Origin of the sequence: uncultured Flavonifractor sp. (assembly GCF_944383115.1) — a bacterium.
Lineage (GTDB): Bacteria > Bacillota > Clostridia > Oscillospirales > Oscillospiraceae > Flavonifractor.
Genome location: NZ_CALWOJ010000131.1, coordinates 1 through 4,281, shown reverse-complemented (window position 1 = coordinate 4,281; position 4,281 = coordinate 1). Strand labels below are relative to the sequence as shown.

Sequence of the window (4,281 nt, the reverse complement as noted above, 5' to 3'; positions counted from 1 at the left end):
TATTCCCGGTTGTAAAGGCCGGTCAGCGCATCCCGGTTGGCCTTCTCCTTCCAGTGGTTCAGCTCGCTCTTCCACACCGAGGTATTGACCAGAATACCGGTGATCACTTCGCCGCCGCCGTCATACCGCTTGTCCCGGTGCAGATACAGTTCCAGCCACTCATAGCGCCGGTCGGACATGCAGAAGCGCAGGGTGTTTTCATGCCACACATTGTCTCGCCGGCACCGCTCCAATCCCCGGAAGAAGTCCTCCCGGTCGTTTTCGTGAATGAGGGGGGAGTTGCGGAACAGGGCGATGGCGTCGGTAAAGTTGTTCCGTCCCTCCATCACCGGCGAAAATGCGCTGGAAAAGGCCACACGGTCCTCCTCCACAAAGTAGGAGAAGAGTACCATGTTGTCGTTGTCAGGCCGCTCCACCGGCAGTACGCCCTCCGGCCGGGACAGCAACGGCTCCACATATCTGGGGTGTCCGTCCTGATATACCGCCGCCTCGAACTGCTCCACCGGCATGGGCTTGAAGAAATAGAAACCCTGTACCATATCACAGGTGGCCTGGCGGAGATACTCCACCTGCTTGGCGTCGTCAATGCCCTCCGCCACCGTGCGGATGTGCAGCTGCGCCGTCAGGCGCAGGATGGCCTCTACGATTCGGCGGCCCCGGCGGTTGTCATTTTTGCCCGCAAAGAAGCTGCGGTCCAGCTTGATCACGTCCACATCCAGGTCGTTGAGCAGGCCCAGGGCGGAAAAGCCGGTGCCGAAGTCGTCCAGAGAACACTGGAAGCCATAGGAGTGCATTTCGTCGATATAGCCCTTGATGCCCTCCGGGTCCTGGAACAAGATGGTCTCGGTCAGCTCAAATTCGATCATGGCGGGGTCGATCTTATACCGCCTGCACAGGCGGCGGTAGTCGTCCAGGAAGTTGGGGGTGTCCATATTCTGCCGGGACAGATTTACCGAGATGGGCAGCAGCTCCCTGCCCTCCTTCTTCCAGCGGGCCAGGGTCTGGCACACCTGTTCAAACACAAACAGGTCCAGTTGACAAATCAGCCGGTATCGTTCTGCCAGCGGGATGAACATGGAGGGGGACAGCATGCCCCGCTCCGGGTGCTTCCACCGCAGCAGGGCCTCCGCGCCGGCCACCCGGCCGTTTTTCAGCTCCACCTTGGGCTGGAGGTAGACCATGAACTCCCCCTTCTCCAGGGCGTAATCCACCTCGTTCATCAGTTCTTTTTCCTTCAGGTGCTTCTCCTGGGCCTTCTCATCATAGAAGTGATACCGATAACGGAAGTCACCCTTCTTATACTTGCGGGCCAGGTTGGCCTTTTCCTGCATGTCGGTCAGGGACTCCTCCCCATCGTCGGGCAGGTAGATGCCGAAATAGAAGTCCAGTCCGAAGGGTTCCTGCTGCGTCCTGTTAAAATCATTGGCATCCAGGTAGATCTGCTCCAGGCGGGCGGTGATCTCCGTCTCGTCCCGGCTCTTGATCAGGAAATAGAACACATCGCCAAAGTCACGGGCCAGAGGCTCGTCCTCCCGCAGATGGCTTTTGAGCTGCTGATAGACGTAGATCAGGGTCTGATTGCCCTCAGCGGTGCCGAAAACCTTATTGATCAGATTGAATTCCATAATATCCATAGAGACCAGGGCGTACCTGCGGCTGTTCTCCCGGATCAGCTTCTGTGCCACCATACGGAATCTGGTGTCGTTCATTCCGCCGGTCAGGCTGTCATAGTAGGCCAGCCGCTCCAGCTTCCTTCTGTGGTGCCGGCTGCTGATGGCAAGGATCAGAATACTGGAATAGAGCAGGAAAATGACAACGCTGGCCAGGATCAGGTTGTGGGTGGACAACACGTCGATGCCCATACTGATGATGTTACTGGGTATGACGGTCACAATGCTCCAGTCCCGATATTGCAGCGGATCATACCGCAGCATCAGCCATTGACCGTCCTCTTCGATCTGGAGCATTCCGGAGCGGTTGGCTTTCAGCCCCTGGTAGAGCTTGTACACCGCATTGTCATTTCCATCAATTTCAAGCATCCCATCCCGTATCATACGGTCGGCCAGCGGACTGTCCTCCGGCTGGGCTACCACCGTGCCATCCTGCATGACCACAAAGGACGTGCCCTCACCATCAAAGCTCTCATAGCTGAGCAACTCCTGCAGGGTGCTTTTGCGCTTGATGCCCACCAATACGGCGCTGTCTTCGCCCGTCTCCTCCGGGACACAGTAGATCAGGGTATCCTGTTCCGGCACTGCCAGCAGCTGCTCCTGCCCGCTGCGTAATTCCTCCACATCCACGCTGGTACCAGGATAGGTCTGGTTCAGCCACTGGACCGTCAGCTCCGGCGTATCAAACAGGAGTAGCTCGTCATATTCTGCAAATTCTTTCTTGCGTTCCAAAAAATTTTTGGTCTGCTCAGGTTCAAACAGCACGGCGCTGTCCCGCAGCATCCGCAGTGTCTGTACCGAGTTGTGGATTCGGCTGTTGATATTTTCCGCAATCTGAACCGCCACATTGGACAGGTACTCCCAGGTGCGCTGCCTGACAAACCAATTGGCCTGTAACGAATTTTGAAATAACAGGAATGATACCACGCCCACCACCAGAAGCAATACCCCAAAGGCGGCTAACGTAAGGCGGTTTGTCCGCTTCATCGACTTATCCATAAGTCCCATCCCCAACTTCTGATCAAAACGGCCTATATGCCGGGCCAATCCATCCTCTTCCGACAACCGCCGGAGGGTGTTCTATTAAAACTGCAGGCGGATCTTGCAGGCCGCCCTGACGCAGCAAGATCCACCAAATTATCCTTAATTCAGTATTTATTTTAGCATGGGCCAATCGGAAAGGCAATAGACAGTTCCCCGCCCCCGCCCCCTCTTTGCGGTTACATTTTTGCAGTTATCGCCCTGTTTTTTTGCAAAAAAGTTACCTCCTTGGATTTTCAGGCCCCGGACGCAAACATCCCCGGCCAGACGTCCCCCCGCGGGGACGTCTGGCCGGGGATATCAATATGGGAGAAACTGAGTCTTAACTTTCCTGAGGCGCCGTGCCGCCGAAGGCCTCCACGGCCCGGGCGTCGGCCTCCTGCCGCTCCTCGATGGCTTCCTTGAGGAGCATATCCTTTACCTTCATCAGGCGGATGGTGTTGGCCCTCTCATTCTCGTCCAGCTTCATGGAGATATACTTGATGGCCTCTTCCATCTGGGGGATCTTCACATACTCCAGGGCGTTGACCCGGCGGCGGGTCTTTTCGATCTCCTCCGCCAGCAGCTGGGAGGTCTTTTCGATCTCGGCCAGCTTGAGCATATCCTGGAACACCCCGGACAGGGCGTCCACCGCGCCGTCCAGCTCGCCGGAGGTGGCGGCGAAGCCGTAGGGGTAGATCTCCCCGGCGTCGTCGCTCTTGGTGCGGAACTGATAGACGGGCACATTGACGCTCATGATGTTCTGGAAGGTCATGTCCAGCTCCACGCTCTGCTTGGGATACAGCAGGGACTGCTCCAGCATTTCGGAGGACATGAGGGCGGAGGCCACGGTGAAGGAGCCGTGGGCTTTCATCAGCCCCTCCTCCACCTTTTTGCGCAGGGCCCGGTTTTCCCGTACCACGTCCATGAACTGCTTCATCAGCTCATCCCGCTTATCCTTCAGCAGCTTGTGGCCCCGGATGGAGGTCTTAAGCCGGGTTTTCAGCCGGGTCAGCTCCTGCCGGGTGGGGTTTACGTTAATGGCCGGCATAATTTATCCCTCCTTTTTCGGGAGGTATTTCTCGATATACTCCGGCTTGATACGCTTCAGCTCCGCCTTGGGCAGGATGCTCAGCAGCTCCCAGCCCAGGTCCAGGGTCTCCGTAATGGAGCGGTTCTCATCGGTACCCTGGGAGACGTAGCGCTTTTCAAACTCGTCGGCAAACTTGGCGTACAGCAGGTCGGTGGGGGAGAGGGCGGCCTCGCCCAGGATGCTCATCAGCTCCTTGTTCTCCTTACCGGTGGAGTAGGCGGCGAACAGCTGGTTCATGGTGCCCGCGTGGTCCTCACGGGTCTTGCCCACGCCCACGCCCTTATCCTTCAGACGGGACAGGGAGGGCAGCACGTCCACCGGGGGATTGATGCCCTTGCGGAACAGCTCCCGGGACAGGATGATCTGGCCCTCGGTGATATAGCCGGTCAGGTCGGGAATGGGGTGGGTCTTGTCGTCCTCGGGCATGGTGAGGATGGGGATCATGGTGATGGAGCCCTTCTTGCCCAGCTGACGGCCGGCGCGCTCGTACATGGTGGC

Annotated in this window: 2 protein-coding genes and 1 pseudogene; all 3 read right to left on the bottom strand. The window is 57.7% G+C overall.

Translation table 11 applies throughout. The annotated features are described in order from the left end of the window. Window positions 1-2,669: bifunctional diguanylate cyclase/phosphodiesterase (locus Q0K43_RS10490; RefSeq protein WP_297290476.1), on the bottom strand; the 2,669-nt coding region annotated here is incomplete at its 3' end. A 364-nt stretch (window positions 2,670-3,033) separates the two neighbouring features. Further along, on the bottom strand, window positions 3,034-3,741 hold the full coding sequence (locus tag Q0K43_RS10485; protein ID WP_297290475.1) for a V-type ATP synthase subunit D: 708 nt from the start codon (window positions 3,739-3,741) through the stop codon (window positions 3,034-3,036). A 3-nt stretch (window positions 3,742-3,744) separates the two neighbouring features. After that, window positions 3,745-4,281, bottom strand: a pseudogene (locus tag Q0K43_RS10480) (V-type ATP synthase subunit B); the annotation flags it as partial.